The organism is Streptomyces cadmiisoli, from assembly GCF_003261055.1.
Lineage (GTDB): Bacteria > Actinomycetota > Actinomycetes > Streptomycetales > Streptomycetaceae > Streptomyces > Streptomyces cadmiisoli.
The window spans coordinates 5,580,974-5,602,408 of the sequence record NZ_CP030073.1; the positions used below are offsets into that span (position 1 = coordinate 5,580,974).

Sequence of the window (21,435 nt, forward strand, 5' to 3'; positions counted from 1 at the left end):
GACCTTCACAGGCGTACCAGTGGTGCGCCGCAGTCACCACGTCATCCACACTCTATAGACATGGAACTGCGACGTTCCGGTTGCATGATGCCCCCCTCGGCATCGCTTCATGAACGGGGCCCCTCTCCCCGCAACACCGGCAACCGGTTTCCGTGCCCCCCAATTGGCGCGTATCCGCAGCCTCGTGAAAAACCAGGGTTCTACGCCGTTCAGCATGATCGCAAGATGCGATACACGGTATTTACCGGTTAAACGCGCTCATTGGGATGCAAGTTGGCGTCTGCCGGTGCGCTTGAGGCCAGTCGGGCACGAACGTTGCCGAAGTGGTCTCTTATGGCCTCCTCCGCTCGCACCGAGTCACCGGACCGCACCGCGTCCAGGATCTCCCGGTGCTGCCGGCAGGTCACCCGAGGGTCCTGCGGCACCTCCACGAGATCTCTGCTCACCTGGTGGAAGGCGTCCCAGAACGCCTCCAGCACCTCGGACAGCAGCACGTTGTCCAGCCCTCGGTAGAGGGTGGCGTGAAAGGCCCGGTCGGTCTCGGCGAGGCCGGCTCCGTGCGCGGCCCGCTGATCCATACGGTCCACGAGGGCGTCCAGTTCAACGAGGTCCGCCTGCGGCAGCCGTCCGGCCAGCCGGGAGACCAGTCCGGCCTCCATCGCCTCGCGCAGTTCCAGCAGCTGGAGCAGGGAGTCCTCCCCGCGGTGGTGCCCGGCGACCGTGCGGAAGGCCAGGCCCTCGATCATCGGGGCGAACGACATCCGGCCCACATAGGTGCCGAAGCCGTGCCGTATCTCCACGATCCCCATCGCCTGGAGCCCCTTCAGCGCCTCCCGCACGGAGTTCCGGCTCGCGCCGAGGAACTCCATCAGCTCCGGCTCGGTCGGCAGCGGGGACCCGGAGGTCAGCCGGCGGTCGACGATGAGCTTCTTGATCCGCTCCTGGAGGTCACGCGCTGCCATGGCCAGAGGGTAACCGGCCAACGGGGGGAGGTCCCCCTTCCGGCCATGCGAAAGGCCCCCCGCTGCTGCGAGGGGCCTTCCGGTCGTGCGCCGCCAGGGACTCGAACCCCGGACCCGCTGATTAAGAGTCAGCTGCTCTAACCAACTGAGCTAGCGGCGCGTGCTGACGGCGTTAACTCTACATGACCTGGAAGGGTGCTCCGGACCCGTGGCCGGGCGGCCGCCCCGACCCCTGGGTGGCCGTACATCATTCGGACCGTCAACATGCGCGCCCGAGGCACAGTTGTGAAACTGATCAACGTGTACAGGCCTGGACATTTCCATCCGAAGTGTGAGGGGAATCGCATGAAGACTCCGGTGTTCGAGGAATTCGAGCCGGCCGATGACTGCGACTGCCCCGGTTGCGCCCCGCGGCGCCCCGCACTCGCCGTGCCCTCCTCGTTCCGGGACCCCGCGCGGTCGGCGCCCGGCCGGCCCGTGGGGTGCCGACCGGGCGCGACCCGGGTGCTGGCCGTCGCCGCCCTCGCCTCGGCGGCGCTCGCCGCGGGCCACGCGACTCCGGTCGCAGCGGTCCCGCACGCCCCCCACGCTCCTCATCGGCCCGGCGTTCCCGCAGGTGACGAGCCCGACACCCCGCAGGGCGGCACGGCTCCGCTGCACGGTCCCGGGGGGACACCGGCCAAGCCGGCGGGTGCCGCCCCGTTCCCCGCGATCACCCGCGCGGAAATCATCAACCGGGCCAAGAAGTGGGTCGCGGACCGGGTGCCGTACAGCATGACCGACTACTGGAGCGACGGTTACCGGCAGGACTGCTCGGGCTTCGTCTCGATGGCCTGGAAGCTGCCGGCCAACGAATGGACCGGCACCCTCCACCTGTACGGGGTGCGCATCACCAAGGACGAGCTCCAGCCCGGCGACATGCTGCTGTTCCACAACCCGGCCAATCCGCAGAACGGGTCGCACGTCGTGATCTTCGGCGGCTGGACGGACCAGACCCGGACGCACTACACGGCCTACGAGTCCATCCGCCCGCGCGCCCGCAAGCAGACCACCCCCTACGCCTACTCCAAGAACTCCGACCGCTACGTGCCCTACCGCTACCGGGGCGTCGTGTCGGACCCGGGCACGGTGCAGCAGGTCGGCACGCAGCCGGGGCAGGAGGAGGAGCAGGGGGACGTGACGGCGTACCCCGGAACGAAGTACTTCGGCCCCGGGGCCGTCAACGAGCACGTCACCCAGCTCGGCCGCATGCTGATCGGGCGCGGCGCCGGCCGCTTCTACCCCGAGGGTCCCGGCCCGCTCTGGACGGACGCGGACCGTATGGCGACCCAGGCCTTCCAGGTGGCCCAGGGCTGGAAGGACAAGGAGGCGGACGGGCTGCCGGGCGAGCGGACCTGGGACCTGCTGGTCACGGGCAAGGGCAAGGACATCCCGCCCGAGCCGCCCGCCCGGTCCCCCGCCACCGCCCCGCCCGCGGCGCTCGCCCCGCCCGCGGCGAGGGTCCCCGCCTACCCCGGCCGCGGCATGTTCCGGCCCGGGGCGAGCAACGAGCATGTCCTGCGGCTCGGGCAGCAGCTCGTGCGGAAGGGGTTCGGCGGGCACTACGCCACGGGGCCGGGGACGCGCTGGGGCGACGCGGACCGGCGGAGCGTCGAGGCCTTCCAGCGCGCCCAGGGCTGGCGGGGCGGGGCGGCGAACGGCCACCCGGGGCCGGAGACCTGGCGGCGGCTCTTTTCCTGATCACCTGTTCTGAACGCATCTGGCGCGGAGGCTGGAGGCACGCATGACCACGACCACTCCCCAGACGCCCGAGTCCGGCGGAGCCGACGGCGGCCCGGCCCGGCCGGCCCGGCTCATCCACAACGAGGTCACCACCGAGATCCCGGTCCATCTGCTGTTCCGCGACGACCCCGACCCGGTCGACGTGCCGATCAGGCCCGCCGTGGTCAACCGCCGCCAGGGCACGGGGGAGCAGCCCCGGCTGCGCCGTCCGGCCGCCCCGCGGACCCGGCCCGTCGCCCGGGTCGATCCCGACCTGGTGGAACGGCCCGCGCGGGTGCTGCCCGGGGCGGTCGGGGTGCTCGCCGGTGTCGCCGGGGCGGTCGGGTGCGCGGTGACCTCGTGGTGGTCGAGCGGGCTGCCGCCGCAGGTGGTGCAGACGCTGGGGCTGCCGGCGTCCGCGGGGGGCGCGGCGGGTCCGGCGCAGTGGGCGGCGTACGCCGGGGCCGGGGCGCTCGGGCTGCTCGGGTTCGGCGGACTGGCCCGGGGCCGCACGGGGCGGGCCTGGGTGCTCGATCTGTTCGGCCGCTACCGGGGGACCGTGCGGCGCACCGGGCTGATGTGGGTCAACCCGCTGCTGCTGCGCCGCCGGGTCGACGTGCGGCTGCGGCACTGGCGCAGTGAACCGGTGCCCGCCGCGGACCGGGGCGGGATGGCGCTGCGGGTGGTGGTCCTGGTGGTGTGGCGGGTGCGGGACACCGCGCGGGCCGTGCTGACGGTGGAGGACCACGAGAGATATCTGCGCGAGTGCGTGGAGGCGGGGCTCCTGCGGGTGCCGGTGGAGATGCCGGGCGGCACCCGGGCCGGGGTGGAGGCCGCAGCGGAGGCGCTGACCCGGCTGGTGGCGGCGGACGCCGCGCCGGTCGGCCTGGAGGTCTTCTCGGTGCAGCCGGTGCGGATCGAGTACGCCCCCGAGCTGGCCGACGCGATGCACCGGCGCAGGATCGCGGCGCTGGACGCGCAGCACCGGGCGAGCGTGCTGACGTCGGTGGTCGACTCGGTGGAGGACACGGTGTCGCGGCTGACCATGCGAGGTCTGGTGGACCTGGACGCGCACGAGCGCAAGGTGCTGGTCAAGGATCTGACGGTGGCGTTCTGCGCGGGGCGCGGGGAGCGGGAGCCGTGACCGCCCGGCGGAGGTTCTGACGGGTCGTCGAACATGTTCCGCGATTGGTATGGACATGTTCAACCGATGCTCATAATCTGAGGCTTGGTCTAGACCTGCTCACAGAACTTCCCCCACGTTCTCCAGGAGCGGCAGCATGCGCACAAGGACCAAGATGTACGCCGCCGCGGTGGGACTGGCGACCACCGGAGCTCTGGTGCTCTCCTCCGGCGGTGCCACCGGCCACGGCTACACCGACCTCCCCATCAGCAGGCAGAAGCTCTGCCAGAACGGCTCCGTCACCAACTGCGGCGAGATCCAATGGGAGCCGCAGAGCGTCGAGGGCCCCAAGGGCTTCCCGTCCTCGGGTCCGGCCGACGGCCGGATCTGCTCCGGCAACAACACCCGGTTCGCCCAGCTCGACAGCCCGCGCACACCGTCGAACGGGACCTGGCCGACCACCCGGGTGACCGGCGGCCAGAGCTACACGTTCCGCTGGCAGTTCACCGCGATGCACGCCACGACCGACTTCAAGTACTACGTCACCAAGGCGGGCTGGAACCAGAACCACAACCTGGCCCGGTCCGACCTCAACCTCACCCCGTTCCTCACGGTCCCGTACAACGGTCAGCGACCGCCGTCCACCCTCTCCCACAGCGGCACCCTGCCGTCCGGGCTGAGCGGGCGGCACGTGATCGTCGCGGTTTGGACGATCGCCGACACCCCGAACGCGTTCTACGCCTGTTCGGACGTCACCTTCTGATCCCTTCCCGGACGCGATCCGGGTGCGCCGGCACCGCGAGCTGCGGTTCCGGCGCACCCGGAGAGTCCGGGCGATCGGACTGCCCTCACCCTCCACATCTGACGACATGTCAGTTACCGTGCGGCCGCATGGAGACCGTGGCGGAACTGGTCGGGCGGCAGTGGGGCGACGACCGCCCCGGGCTGTGGTTCGAGGAGCGGACGCTCACCCGGCACGAGGTGGCCGCGGGAGCCGCGGCACGGGCGGCGCTTCTGGCCGACCTGCTGCCCCGCCACGCCCACCCGCACGTCGGGGTGCTGCTCGACAACACCCCGGAGTACCCGCTGTGGCTCGGCGCCGCGGCGTTGGCCGGCGCGGCCGTCGCCGGCATCAATCCGACCCGGCGCGGTCCGGAGCTCGCCCGCGACATCCTGCACACCGAGTGCCGGATCGTCGTCACCGAACGGGCCCACCTGCCCCTTCTCGACGGTCTGGAACTGCCCGGGGTGCGCCTGCTGGTCACCGACACCGAGCCCTACGAGCGGCTGCTCGCCCCGTACGCCGACGCGTGTCCGGACCCGACCCGGGCCACCCCCCGCGACCGGCTGCTGCTCTACTTCACCTCGGGCTCCACCGGTGCCCCCAAGGCCGCGATCTGCACCCAGGGCCGGCTGGCCGCCGCCGGGCGTTCCCTCGCCGCGCAGTTCGCGCTCGGCCCGGACGACGTGCACTACATCTGCATGCCGATGTTCCACGGCAACGCGGTGATCGCCGACTGGGCGCCGGCACTGGCCGCCGGGGCGGGCGTCGCGCTGCGGCGGCGGTTCTCAGCGTCGGGCTTCCTGCCGGACGTACGCCGGTACGGGGCGACGTACTTCACCTATGTGGGGCGGGCCGTCCAGTACGTCCTGGCCACCGAGCCGCGCCCCGACGACCGGGACAACCCGCTGCGCGTCGGGTTCGGCACGGAGGCGGGCGCGGTGGACGCGGCGGCGTTCGAGCGGCGCTTCGGGGTACGGCTGGTGGAGGGGTACGGATCGTCGGAGGGCGGCGCGGCGGTGCAGTGGGCGCCGGGCACCCCCGCGGGGGCGGTCGGCCGCGCGGGCCCCGGGCTCGCGGTGCTCGATCCGGACACCCGCGAGGAGTGCCCGCCGGCCGCGTTCGACGAGGCCGGCCGGCTGGTCAACGGGGACCGGGCCATCGGCGAGCTGGTCAACCGGGGGCCGAACCCCTTCGAGGGCTACTGGCGCAACCCCCGGGCGGAGGCGGAACGGCGCCGCGGGGGCTGGTACTGGACCGGCGACCTCTTCTACCGGGACGCCGAGGGGTTCCTGTACTTCGCGGGCCGCGCCGACGACCGGCTGCGCGTCGACAGCGAGAACCTCGCCGCCGCGGTGATCGAGAACATCCTCGCCCGGTACGAGGGCGCCTCGGCCGTCGCCGTGTACGCGGTGCCGGACCCCGTCGCCGGGGACCAGGTGATGGCGACGCTCGCCGGGGACTTCGACCCGCGCGGATTCGCCGAGTTCCTCGCGGCCCAGCCGGATCTGGGGACGAAGATGGCGCCGCGGTTCGTGCGGGTCGCCGAGCGGATGCCGGTCACCGCCACGAACAAGATCCATCGTGCCGGGCTGCGCGCGGAAGGCTTTCGGTGCGCCGATCCGGTGTGGTGGAGGTCACCGGGTTCGTCCGAACCGTACCGGCGGTTGACCGCGGCGGACACGGTGGCGCTGGAGGCGCGGTACCGGGCGCGGGGGCGGGAGCACCTCATACGGAAGGAGCCCCCCGCTTCCACGGAGGGCTCCTCGAACGTGCGCCGCCAGGGACTCGAACCCCGGACCCGCTGATTAAGAGTCAGCTGCTCTAACCAACTGAGCTAGCGGCGCATGACTCCCGCCGTCCGCTGTCCGCGGTCGGCGACGAAGAAAATAATACCCGGTCCGAAAGGGTGCTCCGGACCGGCACGGACACCGCTCCTCGACGCCGGAGGGCACGCACCGGACACCGCTCCTCGCCGGGCGAGCGCTGTCCGCCGCGGGACTAGATCGCCAGCGAGATCAGCACCGGGGTCGCGTTGCGGTTGAGCGTGTCCGCGGCCTGGCGCAGCCGGTGGGTCTGCTCGACGGGCAGGGACAGGGCCAGGCAGCCCACGGCGGAGCCGGCCGTGATCGGGACGGCCGCGCAGACCGTGCCGACCGCGTACTCCTGGAGGTCGAGGACCGGAGCCGTGGGCGGCTGGGCCTCCAGCCGGGACAGCAGCAGCCGGTCGCTGGTGATCGTCCGGGAGGTGAGGCGGGCCATCTTGTGCCGGGCGAGGTGGTCGCGGCGTCCGTTGTGGTCGAGCTGGCCGAGCAGGCTCTTGCCGACCGCCGTGGCGTGGGCGGAGTAGCGGAAGTCGACCCACTCGTTGACCGCGGGGGTGGTGGGCCCGTCCGCGTACTGGGTGACCCTGACCTCGCCGTCGAGGTACCGGCTGATGTAGACGGCGGCGCCGACGGAGTCGCGCAGCCGGCCGAGGGCGCGCTGGAGCTGGTCGCGCAGGGCCTCCTCGCGGTGGTGCGCGGAGCCGAGACGGGCGAGCGCGGCTCCCGCGACGTACGCCCCCTCGGCGATCTGCTCGACGTATCCCTCCCGGCGCAGCATGCGCAGCAGTGACGGCAGCCGGTCCGGGCCGACGCCGGTGTGCCGGGCGAGCTCGGCGTCGGTGACACCGGTGGTCTGCCGCGCCACCGTCTCCAGGACGCGCAGCGCGTCCTGGGCCGAGTGGTAGGGCGCGGTCGGTTCGAGCTTCACGACAGCTCACCTCGCTGTGTCATGTCGGGTGCTCGGACGTGCCTTGCCTGCCGGGGGTCCGGGGGCTGTCCCCCGGGATGACACAGCAGCGCCACGGTGTTTCTCCCTGCGCTTGCTCTCTGGACGGTGGATCCGGTCGGCGGAACCACTCAACGATAGCCGCCAAGAGGCCGGGAGTGACCGGCAGTTGACGAGATTGCGACCCTCCCAACAGGGGCGTAAACATCTGGCATATGCCACGGGCATTGTTGTCAGAGCACCGCTCCGAGGAATTCCCTGGTCCGCTCGTGCTCCGGGTCGCCGAACAGCTTCTCCGGACTGCCGGACTCGATCACCCGGCCCGAGTCGAACATCATGACCCGGTCCGAGATGTCCCGGGCGAAGTTCATCTCGTGGGTCACGCAGAGCAGGGTGATGTCCGTGGTGCGGGCGATGTCCCTGAGCACGTCGAGGACCCCGGCCACCAGCTCCGGGTCCAGTGCCGAGGTGACCTCGTCCAGCAGCAGGATCTCCGGCCGCATCGCCAGCGCGCGGGCGATCGCCACCCGCTGCTGCTGGCCCCCGGACAGCCGGGTCGGATGCGCGTCGGCCTTCTCCCGCAGACCGACCAGGTCCAGCAGGTCCCGGGCGCGTTCCTCGGCCTCGGCGCGCTCCAGGCCGAGCACGTTGACGGGCGCCTCGGTGATGTTCTGGAGCACGTTCATGTTCGGGAACAGGTTGAACTGCTGGAAGACCATGCCGATCTTCTTGCGGATCTCCCGCTGGTGCCTCTCGGTGGCGGGCTTGCGGGCACCGTCCGGTCCGGGCAGATGGGTCAGCGGCCGGCCGTCCACCGTGATCACGCCGCCGCTGACCTTCTCCAGCGTCATCAGCAGCCGCAGGATCGTCGTCTTGCCGGAGCCGCTGGGGCCGATCAGGGTGACGTGCTGCCCCCGGTCGACGGTGAAGTCCAGGTGGTCGAGGACGACATGGTCGCCGTAGCGCTTGACCACCTGGTCGAACTCCACCAGGTGGGCCGGCGCGGCGGCGTCGGCCGCGGACTGCTCGGGACTCGTCTTCTGCAGGGGGTCAGTGGCCAAGGCGCTTCTCCAGCTTTCTCATCAGCAGCGAGGTCGGGTAGCTCGCCGCCAGGAAGATCAGGCCCGCGAGGGTGAAGGTCTCGGCGTAGACGAAGTGGGTCGCGCCGTACTCCCGGGCCTCGGCGACCATCTCCTGGACCGTGATCACGGCCAGGAAGGGGGTCTCCTTGAACATGGCGATCGCGTAGTTGCCCAGCGCGGGCAGGACGTTGCGCACCGCCTGCGGCAGGATCACGGCCCGCCAGGTCCGGCGCGGTGTCATCGACAGCGCCCGGCAGGCCTCCCACTGGCCCTTCGGCACGGCGTCGATGCCGGCCCGGTACACCTCCGACAGATACGAGGCGTAGTGGATGCCGAGCACCGCGATGCCGATGGTCAGCGGGTCGACCGTGTGGAACACCGCGTACGCGCCGGCCAGCTGGACCAGCAGCGGGGTGGACCGGACGAACTCGGTGGCCGCGCGCACCGGCACCGTCACCGCCCGGCCGGGTGCCCGCCCGGCCATCGCGACGAGCAGCCCGAGCACGGCGGCGACCAGGGTGCCGAGCACCGTGGCCAGCACCGTGGTCTTGAAGCCCTCCCACAGCAGCGGCAGCGACTCGCCCAGGGAGGCCCAGTCCCAGTCGTAGTTCACAGGGAGCCTCCCGCGGTCGTGGCGGACGCCTCGACGGGCCGCGGTCCGCGGGCGGCGCCGGTCCGCAGTCCGAGCCGTGCCTTGGCGCGCCGCTCCAGGGCGTTCATGAGCAGGGTCAGCGCGTAGGCGAGGACGAAGTACATCACCAGCAGCGTCAGATACGCCCAGGTCGTCTCACCCGTGCGGTCCCGCATCCGCTGCACCACGGTCGTCAGATCGGCGGCCGAGATCAGCCAGAGCAGCGGCGTGCACTTCAGCAGCTGGATCAGCAGGTTGGTGAAGGAGGGGATCATCTGCACCCAGGCCTGCGGCAGGATCACCCGGCGCATGCGCTGGGCGGGCGTCATGTTCAGCGCGACGGCCGCCTCCCACTGGGCCCTGGGCACGGCGTTCAGCGCGCCGCGCACCACCTCGGAGCCGTACGCCCCGTAGTTCATGCCGAACGCCACGACGCCGCAGAACAGCGGGGACAGCTCGTAGCCGAACAGCAGCGGGAAGGCGTAGTACAGCCAGAACAGCTGGACGTACAGCGAGGTGCCGCGGAAGAACTCCACGACGACCCGGGACGTCCCGCGCAGCAGTACGCCGCCGCCGTGCGCCGTGAAGCCGAACACGAACGCCAGGGCGAGCGCCGCGGCCGAGCCGAGGACCGTCGCCGCCAGCGTCACCCACAGCCCGGACCAGACGTCCGGCAGATGGTCGAAGAAGTACGTGTAGAAGTCACCCATGGGCGGCGGTGTCCCGTCAGCCCTTGCACAGTTCGGCGGTCTTCAGGTCCGCCGGCGGGATGGTGTCCTCGCCGAAGCCGTACTCGCCGATCAGCTGCACATAGCGGGCCGGATCCGAAGTGATCTTCTTCAGTTCCCGGTTGAAGGCGTCCCGCAGGTCCTCGCTGCCCTGGCGGAAGACGGCGCCGCCCGGGCTGTACTGCGCGACGCCGTCGAGCTCCGGCACGAACGAGTCCGTGACCTGGAGGCCCGGGTTGTTCCTGGCGAGCCAGTTCAGCGAGATGCCGGTGAGCAGGAAGGCGTCGATCCGGCCGCCCTTGACGGCGTCGGCGCCGTCCTGCGGCTTCTGCAACGTCTTGATCCGGTCCTCGGATACACCGGCGGCGGTGGCGTAGTTCTTCTCGACCGCGCCCGACATCACGCCCACGGTGACGCCCGCTTCCTTCACGGACGCCAGATCCGTCAGCTTCCGGGGGTTGCCCCGCTTCACCATCAGCGCGGTGGGCGAGATGAACTCGGGCTCCGAGAACAGCGCCCGCTCGCAGCGCTCCGGGACGATCGCCATCCCCGCGCTGATCACGTCGTACTTGCCGGCCTGGAGTCCCGGGATCAGACCGTCCCACTCGGAGAAGGCCGGACGCAGTTCGTCGACCCCGAGGGCCTTGAAGATCTCCCGGTGCAGGGTGGGCGCCTCGCCCTTGAGCTCGCCGCCCTCCTCGTAGCCGTACGGGGCCTCGTTGGCGTACGCCACCCGGACGTACCCCTGCTTCTTCAGCTTGTCCAGGGTCGAGCCCTCGCCGGAGGCGCCGGCGTCCGTCTTGCTGCACGCCGCGAGCAGTCCGGGGACGGTCAGCGCACCGCCCACGGCCGCGGTTCTGGTGAGGAAGCCCCTGCGGGAAAGGTTCGGGAACTCGGTCATGAACGTGCACCCTCCGGAGTCGTGCTGCCATACGGCCGCGGCCAGTGGGGGCGCCTGCCCGATGCGCGAGCGGTATGCAGAAGGCCCTGCCGATGCAACCGAACGGTGACCGCACCGTGACCGGAATGTTTTCCGGACCGCGGGGGTGTGAGACCTTCGGGGCAGGGGAGGGGGAAGGGCATGGCCGATCGCTATGTGGAAGTCTCCCTGGCCGAACGCGACGTCCGCTGCACCGCGAAACTCCTCGACGACCGCGCCCCGATCACCTGCGCGGCCCTCTGGGACGCCCTCCCGCTGGCCGGCGACGTCTACCACGCCAAGTACGCCCGCAACGAGATCTACGCCCTCTTCCCGCCCTTCGCCGCGTCCGAACCCCCGCTGGAGAACCCCACGGTCACCCCGATCCCGGGCGACCTGTGCTACTTCTCCTTCGCCGGCGCCGAGTTGGGCACCAGGGCGTACGGCTACGACCGCGAAGTGCGGCCCGGTACCACGCTGGTGGACCTGGCCCTGTTCTACGAGCGCAACAACCTGCTGCTCAACGGTGACGTCGGCTGGGTGCCGGGCATCGTGTGGGGCCAGGTCGTGGACGGACTGGACGCCATGGCCGACGCCTGCAACGACCTGTGGCGCTCGGGCGCCGCGGGGGAGACGCTCAGGTTCCGCCGGGCGTGAGCCCGCCGGACGGCGCCGGGCGCAGACCGATGCCCGCCTCGTACAGCGCGTGCGCCGCCCGCAGGACGAGGTCGTCGCGGTGGCGGGCGGCCACCAGTTGCAGCCCGACCGGCAGCCCGTCGCCGGCCGTGCCCACCGGGACGGTCGCGGCCGGCTGCTGCGTCATGTTGAACGGATAGGTGAACGGTGTCCACCCCGTCCAGCGCCGCAGCCCCGACCCGTGCGGCACCTCGGCGCCCGCCTCGAACGCCGTGATCGGCACCGTCGGTGTGACGAGCAGGTCGTAGGAGGTGTGGAAGCGGCCCATCCGCCGGCCGAGGTCCATCCGGACGTCCACCGCCGCAAGATAGTCCAGCGCCGACCGGCGTTCGCCGCTCGCGCAGATCTCCCGCAGCCCCGGGTCGAGCAACTCCCGTTGCTGCGGCCCGAGATGCTGCACCACCCGGGCCGCGCCGGTGAACCACAGGGTGTGGAAGGCGTCCACCGGGTCGGTGATGTCGGGGTCCTCCTCCGTCACCCACGCGCCGAGGTCCGCCAGCCGCTCCACCGCCCGCCGCACCGCCGCCGCGACGTCCGGGCGCACCGCGACCTGGCCGCCCAGGCAGGGCGAGTAGGCCACCCGCAGCCCGCGCACCCCGCCCGTCAGCGCCCGGGTGAAGGAGCCGGGCGGCGGGCCCAGCGCCGACCAGTCGCGCTCGTCGGGCACGCCGATGACGTCCAGGAGCAGTGCCGCGTCCGCCGCGTCCAGGGTCATCGGCCCCACGTGCGACAGCGTTCCGAAGGCACTCGCCGGGTACAGCGGGACCCGGCCGTACGTCGGCTTCAGCGCGAAGATGCCGCAGAACGCCGCCGGGATGCGGACACTGCCGCCGCCGTCGGTGCCCAGGGCCAGCGGCCCCGCGCCGAGCGCCACGGCCGCCGCCGCGCCCCCGCTGGAACCGCCCGCGGTGCGGGACGGGTCGTGCGGGTTGCGGGTGACCCCGGTCAGCGGGGAGTCGGTGACGCCCTTCCAGCCGTACTCGGGGGTCGTGGTCTTGCCGAGGAACACCGCGCCCTGTTCGCGCAGCCGGGCGACCGAGGGGGCGTCCTCGTCCCACTTGCCGCGCGGGTCGACCGCCCGCGAACCGCGCAGGGTCGGGCCGCCGCGCAGCAGCAGGATGTCCTTCACGGTGACCGGGACCCCGTCCACCGCTCCGGCCGGCTCGCCGCGCCGCCAGCGCTCCGCCGACTCCCCGGCCCGGGTGAGGGCCTCCTCGGGCGTCAGCCGGACGAAGGCGTTCACCCGCGGCTGGATCCGCTCGGCCCGGTCCAGCGCCGCCCGGGTCACCTCGACGGGACTGAATTCGCCCTTGCGGTAGCCGTCGACGAGTTGTACGGCGGTCAGCTCGGTGAGCTCGGTCATCCACCCTCCCGGGGGCGTCAGTGTCCGGGTACGTATCCGCGCTTCTTGTCCACCACGTTCACCAGCGGTCTGCCCGCCGCCCAGCGCTCGTACAACTCCAGGAACTGGTTGCCCAGCTCGTCGCGCCAGCCGACCGTGTCGCCGCTCATGTGCGGGGAGACGATCAGGCCCGGCACGCCCCACAACGGGCTGTCCGCGGCCAGGGGTTCGTCCGTGAACACGTCCAGGGCCGCGCCCGCGATCCACCGCTTGTCCAGCGCGTCGGCCAGCGCCTCCTCGACGACCAACTGCCCGCGGCCGACGTTGACGAACCGGGCGGAGGGCTGCATCACCCCGAAACGGCGCGCGTCGAACATGCCGTGCGTCCGCTCCGTCAGCGGTGCCGCGGCGATCACCCAGTCCGCGCGGGAGAGCAGCCGGTCCAGGTCGTCCGGGCCGTGGACACCGGTCCGCGGGGTGCGGCCGACCAGCGCGGTGGTGATGTCAAGTGCCTTGAGCGTGCGGGCGATGGCCCGGCCGATCGGCCCCGAGCCGACGACGCAGGCACGGGTCCCGGCGACCTTGCGGGACTCGCGGTGCCGCCAGGTCCGCTCCCGTTGCAGCTCCAGGGTGCGGGGCAGGTCCTTGGCCATCGCCAGCACCAGCGCGGCGACGTACTCGGCGATCGGCTGGTCGAAGATGCCGCGTGCGTTCGTCACCACCGTGTCCGAGGCGGCGAGCTCGGGGCACAGCAGATGGTCCACGCCCGCGCTGGCCGTGTGCACCCAGCCCGGCCGCGGGCCCTCGCCCGGCCAGGCCGAGCGGACCGCGTGCGAGGCGAAGTCCCAGACCAGCAGCACATCGGCGTGCGGCAGCCGCTCGGCGAGCGCCGACTCGTCGGTGTGCTCGATCCTGGCGCGGCCGGTGAGCCGCCCGAGCCGGGGCAGGGGCTCCGCGTCCAGGACGAGAACGGTGGGCGTACCGGTGGACGGACGTGCTGCGACGGTCATGCGGAAGCCGTTTCTCGGGGGGTTGGCGGCCGTCTGACATGCGAGGTTTGACCACGCTCGCACTCGAACCTACCTTCGTCAACACGGGCGCGCGTACGGTCCGTTGCCCGCTCCTTTCTCTGTGTGAGGCGGTGCCTGTCGTGGACATCTCCTTTCTCGGCGGACCGAGTCCACAGCGCGGTGTCGGTGTGGTCGCCCCGTTCGACTTCGCCCTGGACCGCGAGCTGTGGCGCTGGGTGCCCGACGAGGTGTCGCTGCATCTGACGCGGACGCCGTTCGTGCCGGTCGAGGTCAGCCTGGACCTGGCCCGTCTGGTGAGCGAGCACGAGACGCTGGACGACGCGGTGCGCACCCTGACCGCGATCAGCCCCGAGGTCGTCGCGTACGCCTGCACCTCGGGCAGCTTCGTCGGCGGGATCGCCGGCGAGCGGGCGATGTGCGAGGCGATGACCCGGGCGGGCGCGGTGCCCTCGCTGACCACCTCGGGCGCCCTGCTGGAGGCGCTGCGGGAACTGGACGTGCGGCGGGTGGCGCTGGTGACGCCCTACACGGTGTCCGTGACACGGGCGCTCCAGGAGTACGTGGCCGAGGCGGGCGTCACCGTCACCGGATGCGCCTACATGGGTCTGACCCGGGACATCTGGAAGGTCCCGTACCGCGACGTGGCCGCGATGGCGCGGCAGGCGGTGCGCGGGCGGAGCGGCGCGGACGCCCTGTTCATCGCCTGCACCAATCTGCCGACCTACGACGTCATTCCCCAGCTGGAGGCGGAGCTGCGGATGCCGGTCGTTTCGGCCAACCAGGTGACGGTGTGGGCGGCATTGCGCCGGCTGGGTACCTGGGCGGTGGGACCGTATCAGGCGCTGATCGATCCGGCGGCGCGTCCCGGTCCGGTCCTGCCGGCCGCGGACGCCGGTCCCGTACTGCCCGAAGAAGAACAGCAGCAGGAAGGCACGACATGACCGCACTCGGTTTCCTCTACCCGGGCCACTCCGCCGAGGACGACTATCCACGCATCGAGCAGCTCCTGGGCAGTGACATCCGGGTGGAGGTCGTGCACACCGACATCGGCGAGGACGCGCACCGCGTCGACGCGCTGCGCGAGATGGGTTCGCCGCAGCGGCTCGCCCCGGGCGTGGAGGAGTTGCGGCTCGGGGGCGCCGAGGCCGTGGTGTGGGCCTGCACCAGCGGCAGCTTCGTGCTCGGCTGGCAGGGCGCCCACGAGCAGGTCCGCGCCCTGGCCCGCAGCGCCGGGACGCCCGCCTCCTCGACCTCCTTCGCCTTCGTGCACGCGGTTCAGGAGATCGGAGCGCGACGGGTCGCCGTCGGGGCGACCTACCCGGACGACGTGGCGTCGCTGTTCGCGGAGTTCCTGCGGGCGGGCGGCACGGAGGTGACCGGGGTGCGCAGCTCCGGGATCATCACGGCCGCCGAGGTCGGCACCTGGCAGGAGGCCGAGCTGTTCGCCCTGGCCCGCGCGGCCGACGACCCGGACGCGGACGCGGTGCTGCTGCCCGACACGGCCCTGCACACCGCGGCGTACCTCCCGCAGCTGGAGAAGGACCTCGGCAAGCCCGTCCTCACCGCCAACCAGGTCACCGTCTGGGAGGCGCTGCGGCTGACCGACCGGCGGGTGAACGCGCCGCAGCTGGGCTCCCTGTTCACCCGGGAACCGATCGTGCAGGTGTGAGGGCCCCGTACGGCCCGGAATACATGCACAGGAATATTCGGGGCCGCCCGCCCGTTGACGAGGGGATGACTGAGCACGGCGCTACACACAGGAGGCACCCCGTGGCGGCAGACGACATCCGTGGTACCCGCCGGGGCACGGCCCCCACCCCTCTGTCCGTACTGGACCTGGTCACCGTGGGCGCCGGCCGCACCGCGACCGACGCGCTGCGGACCAGTGCCGCGCTGGCCCGCCTCGCGGAGTCCCGCGGCTACCACCGGTACTGGGTCGCCGAGCACCACTCCATGCCGGGTGTGGCCTCCTCCTCGCCGGCGGTGATCCTCGCCCATCTCGCCGCCCACACCGACCGCATCCGGCTCGGTTCGGGCGGGGTGATGCTGCCCAACCACGCGCCGCTGGTGATCGCGGAGCAGTTCGGCACGCTGGAGGCCTTGGCCCCCGGCCGGATCGATCTCGGTCTCGGCCGGGCCCCGGGCACCGACGGCGCCACCGCCGCAGCCCTGCGCCGCACGGACAACCCGCACGAGGCCGCCGACGCCTTCCCCGAGCAGCTCGCCGAGCTGACCCGGTTCCTCGACGACGACTTCCCCGACGGGCACCCCTACCGCGGCATCCACGCCGTGCCGGGCCCGGTGCAGGCCACCTCCCCGGGCGGCGTCCAGTCCCCGCACCGTCCGCCCGTCTGGCTGCTGGGCTCCTCCGGCTTCAGCGCCCGCCTGGCCGGTCTGCTCGGTCTGCCCTTCGCGTTCGCGCACCACTTCTCGGCGCAGAACACCGTCCCGGCCCTCGACCTGTACCGCGAGACCTTCCGCCCCTCCCAGGTGCTCTCCGAGCCGTACGCCCTCATCGGCGTCTCGGCCCTGGCCACCGAGGACGAGCGGGAGGCCCGCCGGCAGGTCCGCGCCGCCGCGCTCGGCATGCTCCGGCTGCGCACCGGCCGCCCCGGTCTCGTCCCCACCCCGGAGGAGGCGGAGGCCCACGGGTTCAGCCCGCTGGAGAGCGAGTTCATCGACTCGTGGAACGCCAACGTCATCCACGGCACCCCCGACGAGGTCCGCACCGGCCTCGACGACCTCCACAAGCGCACCGGCGCCGACGAGCTGATGATCACCGCCAACGCGCACAGCGGCGAAGTACGCCTGCGCTCCTACGAACTCATCGCCGACGCCTACGCGTTGCCGACCGCCTGACCTGTCTGGCCCGCCGGCTCGGACGGGCAGTCCAGCAGCTCGGAGATGCGGCCCGGTGACACCGGCCGGGAGTACAGCCAGCCCTGGCCGGTGTCGCAGCCGATGCGGCGCAGCCGGCCGGCCTGGGCCGAGGTCTCCACGCACTCCGCGGTGACGGTCAGGCCGAGCCGGTGGGCCAGCTCGATCATCGCCTCGACGATCACCTCGTCGGCCGGGTTGGGACGGGCGTCGGCCTCCTCGTACTGGAAGCCCCGGACGAACGAGCCGTCCAGCTTCAGCACGGACACCGGCAGCCGGCTCAGATACGCCAGGTTCGAGTAGCCGGTGCCGAAGTCGTCGATGGCGATGCGCACACCCATCTCGCTGAGCGCCTGGAGGGCCTGCAGCGGGCGGCCCGCCGAGCCCATCACCGCGGACTCCGTGAGCTCCAGCTGGAGCAGATGCGGGGCCAGTCCGGTCTCGGCGAGGACCGCCGCCACGTCCGCCACCAGGTCGGAGTCCCAGACCTGGCGCACGGCCACGTTCACGGACACGAAGATGGGCGCCTCGTCGGGGCGCTCCAGCTGCCAGCGACGGGCCTGGCGGCAGGCGGTGGCGAGCACCCAGCGCCCCAGCGGGACGATCGCGCCGTCCTCCTCCGCCAGTGCGATGAACCGATTCGGCGTCAGCATCCCGAACTGCGGGTGGTTCCAGCGCACCAGCGCCTCCACCCCGCTCAGCCGTCCGTCCGCCATGCCCACCAGCGGCTGGTACTCCAGGGTGAACTCACCGCGGTCGATGGCCGGGCGGAGCGTGGAGGCCAGGGCCTGACGGGTCATGCGGTGGGCGTTGCGCTCGGGGTCGAACAGCGTCCAGCGGGACTTGCCGTCTGCCTTCGCCCAGTACAGCGTGGTGTCCGCGGCCTGCATCAGACCGGTGGCGGTGGTCCCGGCCGCCTGCCGTTCCACCACCCCGATCGACGCCGACAGCGACAGCCGCTGACCGGACAGGTCGAAGGGTTCCTGAAGGGCCGACAGTACGGATTCGGCCAGGTCGGCGAGTTGCTCGGTGCCGGTGGAGTCCTCGACCAGCAGGGCGAACTCGTCCCCGCCGAGCCGGGCCACCAGCGGTGCGCTCGCCCTGCCGTAGCCGGCTTCGTCCGCACAGCGCGACAGCCGTTCGGCCGCCGCCGCCAGCAGCCGGTCGCCGACCCGGTGGCCGAGGGTGTCGTTGACCGCCTTGAAGCCGTCCAGGTCCAGGTAGCACAGGCCGATCCGGCCGGTGCCGCCGCGCTCGTACGACTCCACGTCCAGCGCGGCCGACAGGCGCTCGAAGAACAGGGTGCGGTTGGCGAGCCGGGTCACCGGGTCGTGCATCTGCAAGTGCCGGAGCCTGCCCTGGAGTTCACGCCGGGCGCTGATGTCGGCGGCGGCCAGCAGCACCCCGCCCGCGCCCTCCGGGAGGGGGGAGACGGTGATCTGCACCCAGACGCTGTGCCCGTCGGGGTGCTTCAGACGCCGGGTGCAGCGCAGCCGGGCGTCGCGGCCGCCCAGCACCTCGCGGTAGGCGTGCCAGGTGCGGGCGTCGGAGGCCAGGTCCATCAGATCGGCGGCGACGCGTCCCGCCAGCTGCCCGGCGTCGACGCCCAGTAGTTCGGCCAGCGCGTCGTTCGCGGTGGCGACCAGCCCCTCGCGGTCGACCACGGCCATCGCCAGGGGGGCACGGACGAAGGCGGCCCGGAAGGTGCCGGAGGCCTCGGCGTTCGTACGAGGTGGGCTCTTGCGATCACTGTCTGTGACGGCCGGCCGGATGAGGTCTGCCGCGGGCGTCGACCCTTCGGACGTTCCGCTCACCGCTCGCTCCCGCAGTGCACTCGTTCTGCTCGATCTCTGCTCGTTCTCGGTCCGGGCAGGAAAGGTCAGGAAAGTGTGCCGATCATAGAGGTTCGCCCCGGACCCTTGCAGCCACTGTCCAGTGTCCCGGAACCGTCGCGGAACGGCCCGCTCTCCCGACAGATCGTTTCTGCCCGCCCGAGCACTGGTTCCTTCAGGTGGGGACCGGTTGTGACGGTCCGTGAGCGCTTCGGGAATGTCGTCGGCGTTCCCCCGAACGGGCCTCACCCATCCGATGCAGACAAAGGGGCATAAAACCGGAAATTCACACAGGCTGGGGGCGGTGTCCCGTGAACCGTGCCCGGAGGTCCCTGTGCCGCGTCTGCTCCCGCGTCCCCGACTGCGCAGCACCGCCGCCGTGTTCACCACCCTGACCGCCCTCGCCGCCACCTCCCTGATCACCGGCCCCTCGGTCGCCGAGCCCTTCTCGGCCGTGAGCTGCGCCCTCGCCCGCACCGACGCCCACCACTCGGAGGGCCTGGACACCTGGAACGCCGCCTATCCGCGGCCGACCCGCACGCTGGACGCGGTCATGGTCTTCCTCTCCTTCCCGGACTCGGCGCCGACGACCACCCCCGCCGAACTGACCGCCGACCACTTCCCGGCGACCAGCCGCTACTTCACCCGCGCCTCCTACGGCAAGTTCCGGCTCCGCCCCCACTCGCTGCGGCACTGGATCCGGATGCCGAAGCCGTCCACGACGTACGCCATACAGCGCGACTGGCCCGCCTCCCACCGGGCCGCGTACCTGCGCGACGCCCTCGCCGTCGCCGACAGCCAGGTCGACTTCTCGCGCTACGACGTCGTCTACCTCGTCGCCGATCCGGACGCACCCGGCGTGGACTCGGACGCCACGAAGGTCATCAACCTGGACACGCCGCTGCGGATGGACGGCGGCGACATCCGCCGGGTCGTCACGGTGTTCGAGAACCACCCGCCGGACCGGCTCGTCCTCGCCCACGAGACCGGCCATGTGTTCGACCTGCCCGACCTCTACCACCGCCCGGTGGACGGCAAGGGCGACTGGGACACCCACGTGGGCGACTGGGACCTGATGGGCAGCCAGTTCGGACTCTCCCCGGATCTGTTCGGCTGGCACAAGTGGAAGCTCGGCTGGCTGGAGCCGCGGCAGGTGGTGTGCGTGCGGGGGACCGGTCCGGTGCGGCTCACCTTGGAGTCGCTGGGCGCCGGCCCGGAGACCTCGGCCAGGGCCGCCGCGGGCGCGCAGGCCTTCGGCGTCGGCCGGGGCACCAAGCTGGCGGTCGTGCGCACCGGGTCCGACAGCGTCCTTGCCGTCGAGGCGCGCGGCGCCGTCGGCAACGACCACGGCACCTGCCGGCAGGGCGTCCTCGTCTACCGCGTGCGCAGCGGCGCCGAGTCCGGCGGCGGCCCGGTCCAGGTGATCGACGCCCATCCGCAGACCGAGGCCTGCTGGGAGAACTCGGTCTACCCGCCCCTCGCGGACGCGCCGGTCGGCCTCGGCGAGAGCTTCACGGTGCCCGGCGAGGACGTCCGGGTCGAGGTCGAGGGACGTACCGTGAGCGGGGCGTGGACGGTGAAGATCACCAGCGGCTGACCCGCGGCGGACGGCATACGAAAAGCCCCCCGCTGCTGCGAGGGGCTTCCGGTCGGTGCGCCGCCAGGGACTCGAACCCCGGACCCGCTGATTAAGAGTCAGCTGCTCTAACCAACTGAGCTAGCGGCGCCTGCTGACGTCGTAGACCTTAGCATCCTGGTCGGGGGGAGGAAAAATCGATATCCGCACGGCTGCGCGGGCCGCCCGCACCGCCGCCCAGAGCAGAATCTCCGGGCCCGGCAGCCAGGGGTGACGGGTGTCGGGAGCGACCAGCCAGCGGGAGGCGAACCGGTCCACCGCACCCCCCGAACCGTCCGCGGCGGACCGGCCGGCGGACGGTGCCGCTCCGGCCGGCACCGCCGGGGCGCCGGGCACGGGGACCGTGCCGGGCACGGCGGGCGCGGGTACGGTCACCGCGTCCCCGGTGCCATGACACAGCAGCGGGGGAATGGACGCGGTACGGCCGTGGGACCCCCGCTCCTCCCACTCCAGCAGCGACGGCAGCCGCTGGGCGGTGCCGGGCGCCGCGAACAGCAGCATCCGTCCGCGGAACGCGGCCACCGGACCCGATCCCGGGCCCTCGCCCCACAACCGGTCCAGCATCCGGCGGCCGAAGATCGCCGGGGCGCTCACGATGTCGAAGGCGGAACCGCAGGGCAGTACGACCGGAGCGTCCGGCCGCTCCTCCCAGAGGGCGAGCGTGCTGCGCGGATACGTTCCCGCCGAGGCGAGCCAGGCGGCCCCGTCCGAGGTCAGAGTGCTGCTGCTCATGCACACAGAACTACCGGGGGTGAGCACTCGGTCTCGGTGGGTTGCCGGAAATCGGAACACGCACGGGCGAAGGGGAGTATCTTGCCCGCCCGGCATATGTCAGGGCGAGGATGCGGCTCGGCCCGCCTAGACGGGATCGGGCCCCCGCCCCTCGGCGCCCCGCATCAGGTCCCGCCCGAACTCCACCATCTTCTTGGCGTAGTCCTCGGTCCATTCGGCGCGCTCGGCGATGTCCGCGGGCGTCAGCCGGTCGAACCGGCGCGGGTCGGCGAGCTGCGCCGCGGCAAGCGCCTGGAACTCCGTCGCACGGTCGGCCGCGGCGCGGAACGCCAGCGTCAGCTCCGTGGCCCGGGCCAGCAGCGCGCGGGGGTCGTCGATCGACTCCAGGTCGAAGAAGTGTTCCGGGTCTCCGGCCGCCTCGGCGGGTTCGAACAGCAGGGGCGCGGGGCGTAGCCGCGGTTCGTGCCGACGCGGCGTGGGCTCCGCCATGTCTCGTCTCCTCCTCGTACGGATGTGATGGCACCGCCCTG

The 21,435-nt window shown here is 72.2% G+C and carries 20 protein-coding genes and 3 tRNA genes; 9 read left to right on the forward strand and 14 right to left on the reverse strand.

Annotated features, from left to right (window positions below; genetic code table 11):
- Nucleotides 1–248 precede the first annotated feature (248 nt).
- Together DN051_RS24380 and DN051_RS24385 are read right to left on the reverse strand one after the other, a co-directional pair.
- Nucleotides 249–962: a FadR/GntR family transcriptional regulator gene (locus DN051_RS24380; RefSeq protein WP_053762999.1), complete on the reverse strand. Its 714-nt coding sequence runs from the start codon at nt 960–962 to the stop codon at nt 249–251.
- An 86-nt stretch (nt 963–1,048) separates the two neighbouring features.
- Nucleotides 1,049–1,122, reverse strand: a tRNA-Lys gene (locus DN051_RS24385).
- A 185-nt stretch (nt 1,123–1,307) separates the two neighbouring features.
- On the opposite strand from DN051_RS24385, the gene DN051_RS24390 reads away from it, so the two are divergent.
- The 4 genes from DN051_RS24390 (at nt 1,308) to DN051_RS24405 (ending at nt 6,435) form a co-directional block, all read left to right on the forward strand.
- Nucleotides 1,308–2,702 carry a peptidoglycan-binding protein gene (locus DN051_RS24390; RefSeq protein WP_053763000.1) on the forward strand — a complete coding sequence of 465 codons (1,395 nt, stop codon included), beginning with the start codon at nt 1,308–1,310 and terminating at the stop codon, nt 2,700–2,702.
- A gap of 43 nt (nt 2,703–2,745) precedes the next feature.
- The gene (locus tag DN051_RS24395; protein WP_053763001.1) at nt 2,746–3,867 is read left to right on the forward strand and encodes an SPFH domain-containing protein; all 1,122 of its coding nucleotides are present in this window, start codon (nt 2,746–2,748) and stop codon (nt 3,865–3,867) included.
- Nucleotides 3,868–4,003: 136 nt separating this feature from the next.
- The gene (locus DN051_RS24400) at nt 4,004–4,609 is read left to right on the forward strand and encodes a lytic polysaccharide monooxygenase auxiliary activity family 9 protein (protein ID WP_053763002.1); all 606 of its coding nucleotides are present in this window, start codon (nt 4,004–4,006) and stop codon (nt 4,607–4,609) included.
- Between the two features lie 128 nt (nt 4,610–4,737).
- Nucleotides 4,738–6,435 carry a long-chain-fatty-acid--CoA ligase gene (locus DN051_RS24405; RefSeq protein ID WP_112439504.1) on the forward strand — a complete coding sequence of 566 codons (1,698 nt, stop codon included), beginning with the start codon at nt 4,738–4,740 and terminating at the stop codon, nt 6,433–6,435.
- On the opposite strand, the gene DN051_RS24410 is transcribed toward DN051_RS24405, so the two are convergent.
- From DN051_RS24410 to ehuB, 6 genes are all read right to left on the reverse strand, one after another.
- Nucleotides 6,401–6,474, reverse strand: a tRNA-Lys gene (locus DN051_RS24410). The genes DN051_RS24405 and DN051_RS24410 overlap by 35 nt on opposite strands.
- A gap of 154 nt (nt 6,475–6,628) precedes the next feature.
- A complete protein-coding gene (locus DN051_RS24415) occupies nt 6,629–7,381 on the reverse strand; it encodes an IclR family transcriptional regulator (protein WP_053763003.1) in 753 nt (250 codons plus the stop codon).
- 251 nt (nt 7,382–7,632) lie between these two features.
- Entirely contained in the window at nt 7,633–8,460 is an 828-nt protein-coding gene (gene ehuA / locus DN051_RS24420) for an ectoine/hydroxyectoine ABC transporter ATP-binding protein EhuA (RefSeq protein WP_053763004.1), read from the reverse strand.
- The gene (gene ehuD, locus DN051_RS24425; protein ID WP_053763005.1) at nt 8,450–9,094 is read right to left on the reverse strand and encodes an ectoine/hydroxyectoine ABC transporter permease subunit EhuD; all 645 of its coding nucleotides are present in this window, start codon (nt 9,092–9,094) and stop codon (nt 8,450–8,452) included. Before ehuD ends, ehuA begins: the two co-directional genes overlap by 11 nt.
- The gene (gene ehuC, locus DN051_RS24430) at nt 9,091–9,822 is read right to left on the reverse strand and encodes an ectoine/hydroxyectoine ABC transporter permease subunit EhuC (RefSeq protein WP_053763006.1); all 732 of its coding nucleotides are present in this window, start codon (nt 9,820–9,822) and stop codon (nt 9,091–9,093) included. The genes ehuD and ehuC overlap by 4 nt, the downstream gene beginning before the upstream one ends.
- A 16-nt stretch (nt 9,823–9,838) precedes the next feature.
- Nucleotides 9,839–10,741, reverse strand: a complete 903-nt coding sequence (gene ehuB / locus DN051_RS24435) for an ectoine/hydroxyectoine ABC transporter substrate-binding protein EhuB (RefSeq protein ID WP_053763007.1) — start codon at nt 10,739–10,741, stop codon at nt 9,839–9,841.
- 180 nt (nt 10,742–10,921) lie between these two features.
- Between ehuB and DN051_RS24440 the strand changes: the two genes are divergently transcribed.
- The gene (locus DN051_RS24440) at nt 10,922–11,416 is read left to right on the forward strand and encodes a DUF3830 family protein (RefSeq protein ID WP_053763008.1); all 495 of its coding nucleotides are present in this window, start codon (nt 10,922–10,924) and stop codon (nt 11,414–11,416) included.
- Here the strand turns inward: DN051_RS24440 and DN051_RS24445 are convergent.
- Together DN051_RS24445 and DN051_RS24450 are read right to left on the reverse strand one after the other, a co-directional pair.
- Nucleotides 11,397–12,818 carry an amidase gene (locus tag DN051_RS24445; protein ID WP_112439505.1) on the reverse strand — a complete coding sequence of 474 codons (1,422 nt, stop codon included), beginning with the start codon at nt 12,816–12,818 and terminating at the stop codon, nt 11,397–11,399. The genes DN051_RS24440 and DN051_RS24445 overlap by 20 nt on opposite strands.
- Before the next feature lie 17 nt (nt 12,819–12,835).
- The gene (locus DN051_RS24450; protein ID WP_112439506.1) at nt 12,836–13,807 is read right to left on the reverse strand and encodes a D-2-hydroxyacid dehydrogenase; all 972 of its coding nucleotides are present in this window, start codon (nt 13,805–13,807) and stop codon (nt 12,836–12,838) included.
- 140 nt (nt 13,808–13,947) lie between these two features.
- Between DN051_RS24450 and DN051_RS24455 the strand changes: the two genes are divergently transcribed.
- The 3 genes from DN051_RS24455 to DN051_RS24465 all read left to right on the forward strand — a co-directional run bounded on the left by DN051_RS24455 (nt 13,948) and on the right by DN051_RS24465 (nt 16,687).
- Nucleotides 13,948–14,769, forward strand: coding sequence for a maleate cis-trans isomerase family protein (locus DN051_RS24455; RefSeq protein WP_112439507.1), 822 nt, complete (start codon nt 13,948–13,950; stop codon nt 14,767–14,769).
- Nucleotides 14,766–15,497 carry a maleate cis-trans isomerase family protein gene (locus tag DN051_RS24460; RefSeq protein ID WP_053763012.1) on the forward strand — a complete coding sequence of 244 codons (732 nt, stop codon included), beginning with the start codon at nt 14,766–14,768 and terminating at the stop codon, nt 15,495–15,497. The genes DN051_RS24455 and DN051_RS24460 overlap by 4 nt, the downstream gene beginning before the upstream one ends.
- 65 nt (nt 15,498–15,562) lie before the next feature.
- Nucleotides 15,563–16,687, forward strand: a complete 1,125-nt coding sequence (locus DN051_RS24465) for an LLM class flavin-dependent oxidoreductase (RefSeq protein WP_053763013.1) — start codon at nt 15,563–15,565, stop codon at nt 16,685–16,687.
- Here the strand turns inward: DN051_RS24465 and DN051_RS24470 are convergent.
- The gene (locus tag DN051_RS24470; protein ID WP_112439508.1) at nt 16,666–18,519 is read right to left on the reverse strand and encodes a putative bifunctional diguanylate cyclase/phosphodiesterase; all 1,854 of its coding nucleotides are present in this window, start codon (nt 18,517–18,519) and stop codon (nt 16,666–16,668) included. The two genes, DN051_RS24465 and DN051_RS24470, sit on opposite strands and share 22 nt — an antisense overlap.
- Nucleotides 18,520–18,871: 352 nt before the next feature.
- Between DN051_RS24470 and DN051_RS24475 the strand changes: the two genes are divergently transcribed.
- Nucleotides 18,872–20,134, forward strand: coding sequence for a M6 family metalloprotease domain-containing protein (locus tag DN051_RS24475; protein ID WP_162624980.1), 1,263 nt, complete (start codon nt 18,872–18,874; stop codon nt 20,132–20,134).
- Nucleotides 20,135–20,190: 56 nt separating this feature from the next.
- On the opposite strand, the gene DN051_RS24480 is transcribed toward DN051_RS24475, so the two are convergent.
- The 3 genes from DN051_RS24480 to DN051_RS24490 form a co-directional block, all read right to left on the reverse strand.
- Nucleotides 20,191–20,264 (reverse strand) — tRNA-Lys (locus DN051_RS24480).
- The gene (locus DN051_RS24485; protein ID WP_112439509.1) at nt 20,255–20,905 is read right to left on the reverse strand and encodes a bifunctional DNA primase/polymerase; all 651 of its coding nucleotides are present in this window, start codon (nt 20,903–20,905) and stop codon (nt 20,255–20,257) included. The genes DN051_RS24480 and DN051_RS24485 overlap by 10 nt, the downstream gene beginning before the upstream one ends.
- Before the next feature lie 126 nt (nt 20,906–21,031).
- The gene (locus DN051_RS24490; RefSeq protein WP_053763017.1) at nt 21,032–21,394 is read right to left on the reverse strand and encodes a hypothetical protein; all 363 of its coding nucleotides are present in this window, start codon (nt 21,392–21,394) and stop codon (nt 21,032–21,034) included.
- Nucleotides 21,395–21,435 lie beyond the last annotated feature (41 nt).

What these genes read in the sequence shown, in the direction of transcription:
- DN051_RS24460 (WP_053763012.1), top strand. Translation starts at nt 14,766, where the DNA reads ATGACCGCACTCGGTTTCCTCTACCCGGGCCACTCCGCCGAGGACGAC.
- DN051_RS24400 (WP_053763002.1), top strand. Translation starts at nt 4,004, where the DNA reads ATGCGCACAAGGACCAAGATGTACGCCGCCGCGGTGGGACTGGCGACC.
- DN051_RS24390 (WP_053763000.1), top strand. Translation starts at nt 1,308, where the DNA reads ATGAAGACTCCGGTGTTCGAGGAATTCGAGCCGGCCGATGACTGCGAC.
- DN051_RS24465 (WP_053763013.1), top strand. Translation starts at nt 15,563, where the DNA reads ATGACTGAGCACGGCGCTACACACAGGAGGCACCCCGTGGCGGCAGAC.
- ehuC (WP_053763006.1), bottom strand. Translation starts at nt 9,822, where the DNA reads ATGGGTGACTTCTACACGTACTTCTTCGACCATCTGCCGGACGTCTGG.
- DN051_RS24445 (WP_112439505.1), bottom strand. Translation starts at nt 12,818, where the DNA reads ATGACCGAGCTCACCGAGCTGACCGCCGTACAACTCGTCGACGGCTAC.
- DN051_RS24490 (WP_053763017.1), bottom strand. Translation starts at nt 21,394, where the DNA reads ATGGCGGAGCCCACGCCGCGTCGGCACGAACCGCGGCTACGCCCCGCG.
- DN051_RS24440 (WP_053763008.1), top strand. Translation starts at nt 10,922, where the DNA reads ATGGCCGATCGCTATGTGGAAGTCTCCCTGGCCGAACGCGACGTCCGC.
- DN051_RS24450 (WP_112439506.1), bottom strand. Translation starts at nt 13,807, where the DNA reads ATGACCGTCGCAGCACGTCCGTCCACCGGTACGCCCACCGTTCTCGTC.
- DN051_RS24405 (WP_112439504.1), top strand. Translation starts at nt 4,738, where the DNA reads ATGGAGACCGTGGCGGAACTGGTCGGGCGGCAGTGGGGCGACGACCGC.
- DN051_RS24395 (WP_053763001.1), top strand. Translation starts at nt 2,746, where the DNA reads ATGACCACGACCACTCCCCAGACGCCCGAGTCCGGCGGAGCCGACGGC.
- DN051_RS24380 (WP_053762999.1), bottom strand. Translation starts at nt 962, where the DNA reads ATGGCAGCGCGTGACCTCCAGGAGCGGATCAAGAAGCTCATCGTCGAC.
- DN051_RS24485 (WP_112439509.1), bottom strand. Translation starts at nt 20,905, where the DNA reads ATGAGCAGCAGCACTCTGACCTCGGACGGGGCCGCCTGGCTCGCCTCG.
- ehuB (WP_053763007.1), bottom strand. Translation starts at nt 10,741, where the DNA reads ATGACCGAGTTCCCGAACCTTTCCCGCAGGGGCTTCCTCACCAGAACC.